Below are 4,386 nucleotides of genomic sequence, written 5' to 3'. Positions count from 1 at the left end.
GAATAATCTGGATCCCCGCCTGCGCGGGGACGACGGGGATTTTGCGTTACATCGACATAAGCCCGAGGTTGCACCGGCCCGTTGGGCTACTAAGGCTCAACCCAACCTACGCGTCGATCGGTTAACGCGCTTCGAACAAACCATAGGGTGTGCTACGGCATCAACTCAACGCAGTTGCGACGGCGATTTACGCACGATTTTGATCGAGTGTTTAAGCGTCGGTTTGCGCGTCACGCTGATGGCTTTGTGGGTGACGGTGTCGATGGTGATATTCCAGAAGCCGCTGCTGGGCACCACAATTTTTGCTGGGAAGTCTTTGAAGGCGCCGCCGTGGTAGGTGTGCCGGCCACCGTTTTTGAAGCTGCGGAAGTTCGCGTCGTTCATCAGGCGGATGTTGCAGGTTTGCGAGCACTCGATGATGACGATGTCGTCTTCGTTAAGGTGTTCGCGCTGGTGTATGAACTTCATGAAGGCTCCGCACTGTGTTGCTGAAACAAGGGGTATTGGCACCGGGCCGCTAGTATGGCTGAGCACGGGCCAGGTGGCGATCTTCAGCTATGGTTGCTGCAAGGGATGCCACCGAGGACACGCTGATGAACGATTCACACAATAACGACCAGCCCCCTACCCTGTGGCAGGTGCTGCACAGCGTAATGGCTGCGGCTTTCGGCGTGCAGAGCGGGAAAAACCGCGCGCGAGACTTTCGCCATGGCAAGCCAGGCCAGTTCATTTTTATCGGCGTGTTGTTTACCGGCATTTTTGTGCTGGTGCTATTTGCGTTGGTGAAACTGGTGCTGCACTTGGCCGGGTTATAAGCGCTCGGCTCAGTCAATCATCGGCCGCAGCGAGAAATTGTATTCCCGCAGCTTCGACTGCTTTTGCAGGCTGTAACGGCGAAAATCCAGGCCGAAGCTATCGTTGCCCACCACGCGCGTGGCCAAGCGTGCGGCTTGCTGTTCAGTGAGGCTGATATAGATCGGCACCGTGCGGTCTTTGCCGCCATGTTTGGCGAAGTCCAGGCCGGCGTCGTAGTCATGCAGCAGCACCAACGCCCAACCGCCCATGGTGAACTGGCCGCTAACCAGCACACTCAGGCGCCCGTCGATACGCGCCTGCAGGGCTTCACTGCTGGAATTGATGGCCGCAAAAAGCATGTCGCGCCCCGGCACACGCCCCAACTCTTGGGCCGCCTGCATCGCGCCAAAAGCCATTTCATCGCTGGCCGCCCACACCATATTGATCGCCGAATAACGCGGCAGCAGCGTGCGCGCCTGGTCATACGCGCGCTGGCGCTGCCACTCGCCGTAAGCCAGCGAGCGCAGGCGCACGTCGGGGTTTTCCGCCAGGGCCTTGTGCAGGCCTTCCTCTCGCAGTTGGCTGGAGGGCGTCTGCTTGACGCCGGCAAAGGCCAGCATTTCCAACGACCCCTGCGGCTTGAGTGCACGGGCGCGGCGAATCAGCTCGAGGGCCAGCAGGTAACCGGCATCGGCATCGTTGGGCACCAGGGTGCCGATCCAATTGGGGTAGATTTCCCGGCTGCTACCAAGCACGCGCTGCTGGTCGGGGGTCAGCGTGTTGCTGACGGCGAACAGCTTGACGCCGGAGTCTTTAGCCAAGCGGAGGATTTCCGGCGCGGCGTACTGCTCGTTGACGAACAGCAGATAGTCCGGCTTGTGTGCGCCCTGCAGCACGCTGCGGGCTTGTTCGAGCATCAGGTCGCGGTCGCGCTCGGAATTGAGCACGCGCAATTGCATGCCGAGATCGCCGGCGGCGGCCTGCATAAAGCTGACATAGCTGTCCCAGAATTCCTCGCCAGACTTACCTGGATTGAGGAACACCACGTTAGCTGCATTGACGCAATTCCATGCGAGTAAACCCACTACCGCCACTACGGTGCGCAATGACCACTTCACCTTCATGCACTCACGCCCAAAACAGCGGCGGAGTATACGCTGACCAGTGATATCAATCTGTCACCACTTGTCAGCCTTTTCGTACAAAAACGCCGCTTCTATACCTACAAGCGGCGCTGGTGTTTATTGATGGCTAACCCAAAACACCGCCGTGGAAACCGCCAAAGCAATAAGAATAAAAATGGCCCAGGCGTCGACCTTGCTGTCGGGGCTGGAGGATTGGAGGTGGGAGGTGTCGGACTCAACGACGGTATGCGTATGCTCGCTCATGGCTGCCCCTGTTGTTGTGCTTATAGGAAAGACCGCAGTTGCAGTTAAGACCACCCTCAGCCAGCCGACAAATCAGCGCCAGAAACCATCCGTAGGGTGTGCTGTGCGCACCGAGCGATATCGGCGTTTTCTTCATGGTGCGCACAGCACACCCTACGTCCTGCTTATAGCTGGCGGTTCTTATCTCCATAAGTTTCGTTCTTATACTAAAACATCACTTTTGCGCATAAACCTGAACTGGTATCTTCCCCCGGCTCCGCGAGGAGTGCGCGGCCGTGCGCGCTGATTTGGCAGTAAGTAGCCTGAAAACAGGACAGTTCATGTACGTCTACGACAGTTACGATCAAGACATCATCGAGAGCCGCGTTAAGCAGTTCCGTGATCAGACCCGCCGTTACCTGGCTGGCGAGCTTTCTGGCGAAGAATTTCGCCCGTTGCGCTTGCAGAATGGTCTCTATATCCAGCGTTTCGCGCCCATGCTTCGCGTGGCTGTGCCCTATGGCCTGATGTCTTCGGCGCAAGTGCGCATGATGGCCAAAATTGCCCGCGACTACGACAAAGGCTACGCCCATATCAGCACCCGCCAGAACGTGCAGTTCAACTGGCCGGAACTGGAAGACGTGCCGGAAATTCTTGCCGAACTGGCCACCGTGCAAATGCACGCGATCCAAACCAGCGGCAACTGCATCCGTAACACCACCACCGACCAGTTCGCTGGCGTGGCCAAAGACGAAATCGTCGACCCCCGCCCCTGGTGCGAAATCATTCGCCAGTGGTCGACCTTCCACCCCGAATTCTCGCACCTGCCGCGCAAGTTCAAGATCGCCGTCAACGGCGCCGTGAGCGACCGTGCCGCCATCGAAGTGCACGACATCGGCCTGGAAGCGGTAAACAACGAAGCCGGCGAACTGGGCTTTCGCGTTTCCGTCGGTGGCGGCCTGGGCCGTACGCCAATCGTTGGCAGCTTTATCAACGAATTCCTGCCATGGCAGCACCTGATCAGTTACCTCGACGCCATCTTGCGTGTGTACAACCGCTATGGCCGTCGTGATAACAAGTACAAGGCACGGATCAAGATTCTGGTGAAGGCGCTGACCCCGGAAGTGTTCGCTCAGCGTGTAGACGCTGAATGGGCACACCTCAAAGATGGCCCGACCACCCTGACTGAAGCCGAAGTCGCGCGCGTTGCCGGGCACTTTATCGACCCAGCGTACAAAGCCCTGAACGATCAAGAAGACGCCTTGAAAGCCCTGCGCACTGAGCACGCCGGTTTCGACCGCTGGGCCAGCCGCAACGTGTTTGCGCACAAAAAGCCAGGTTACGCCGCCGTCACCCTGTCGCTGAAACCGACCGGCGTGGCCCCTGGCGACGTCACCGACAAGCAACTGGACGCCATCGCCGACCTGGCCGATCGCTACAGCTTTGCTGAAGTGCGCAACAGCCATAACCAGAACATCATTCTGGCCGACGTTGAGCAAAGCCAGCTGTTCACCCTGTGGGGCGAGCTGCGTGAACTGGGTTTTGCCACGCCAAACGTGGGCTTGCTCACCGACATCATTTGCTGCCCAGGCGGCGACTTCTGCTCGCTGGCCAACGCCAAGTCGATCCCGATTGCCGAAGCCATTCAGCGTCGTTTTGACGACCTCGACTACCTGTTCGACATCGGCAATATCGACCTGAATATCTCCGGCTGCATGAACGCCTGCGGCCACCACCACGTCGGCCATATCGGCATCTTAGGCGTGGACAAAAAAGGCCAGGAGTTCTACCAGGTTTCCCTGGGCGGCAGCTCCGGTCGTGACGCTAGCCTGGCGCAAATTCTCGGCCCATCGTTTGCCGAAAAAGACATGGCCGACGTGGTGAGCAAAATCATCAACGTCTACGTCGAAACCCGTACCGACGAAGAAAGCTTCCTCGACACCTTCCGCCGTGTCGGCATCGACCCGTTCAAGGAGCGCGTATATGCAGCGAATCATTAAGAACGGTCAGCTGGTCGACGAAACCTGGCACCTGCTGCCGAAAGACGCGACCCTGGAAGGCGTTTCCAACTGCGACGACCTGATCGTGCCGTTGGGCCTCTACGTTGAACACAGCAGCGCTCTGAAAGCCCGTGACGGCGGCCTGGGCGTATGGCTGGAAGCTGGCGAAGAGATCGAAGAAATCGCCGATCAACTGGACAATTTCCAAGTGATCGCCCTTAACT

The 4,386-nt window shown here is 58.3% G+C and carries 5 protein-coding genes and 1 pseudogene; 3 read left to right on the top strand and 3 right to left on the bottom strand.

What is annotated here, in order from left to right; translation table 11 throughout:
• Nucleotides 1-165: 165 nt before the first annotated feature.
• Nucleotides 166-468: a DUF1883 domain-containing protein gene (locus tag AAAB16_RS10370; RefSeq protein WP_340663252.1), complete on the bottom strand. Its 303-nt coding sequence runs from the start codon at nt 466-468 to the stop codon at nt 166-168.
• A 125-nt stretch (nt 469-593) separates the two neighbouring features.
• On the opposite strand from AAAB16_RS10370, the gene AAAB16_RS10365 reads away from it, so the two are divergent.
• Nucleotides 594-815, top strand: a complete 222-nt coding sequence (locus tag AAAB16_RS10365) for a DUF2970 domain-containing protein (RefSeq protein WP_340663251.1) — start codon at nt 594-596, stop codon at nt 813-815.
• Nucleotides 816-824: 9 nt separating this feature from the next.
• Here AAAB16_RS10365 and AAAB16_RS10360 read toward each other — a convergent pair whose 3' ends face one another.
• Together AAAB16_RS10360 and AAAB16_RS10355 are read right to left on the bottom strand one after the other, a co-directional pair.
• Nucleotides 825-1,919 carry an ABC transporter substrate-binding protein gene (locus tag AAAB16_RS10360; protein WP_340663250.1) on the bottom strand — a complete coding sequence of 365 codons (1,095 nt, stop codon included), beginning with the start codon at nt 1,917-1,919 and terminating at the stop codon, nt 825-827.
• A gap of 117 nt (nt 1,920-2,036) precedes the next feature.
• Nucleotides 2,037-2,183 (bottom strand): hypothetical protein, encoded by a 147-nt coding sequence (locus AAAB16_RS10355; RefSeq protein WP_340663249.1) that lies wholly within the window; start codon nt 2,181-2,183, stop codon nt 2,037-2,039.
• 320 nt (nt 2,184-2,503) lie between these two features.
• Between AAAB16_RS10355 and AAAB16_RS10350 the strand changes: the two genes are divergently transcribed.
• On the top strand, nt 2,504-4,162 hold the full coding sequence (locus tag AAAB16_RS10350; protein WP_340663248.1) for a nitrite/sulfite reductase: 1,659 nt from the start codon (nt 2,504-2,506) through the stop codon (nt 4,160-4,162).
• Nucleotides 4,146-4,386 (top strand): annotated as a pseudogene (locus tag AAAB16_RS10345) (oxidoreductase); the annotation flags it as partial. The gene AAAB16_RS10350 and the pseudogene AAAB16_RS10345, both read left to right, overlap by 17 nt.

Source organism: Pseudomonas sp. (assembly GCF_037994325.1).
Lineage (GTDB): Bacteria > Pseudomonadota > Gammaproteobacteria > Pseudomonadales > Pseudomonadaceae > Aquipseudomonas.
This window is presented reverse-complemented; position numbering and strand designations above follow the sequence as displayed.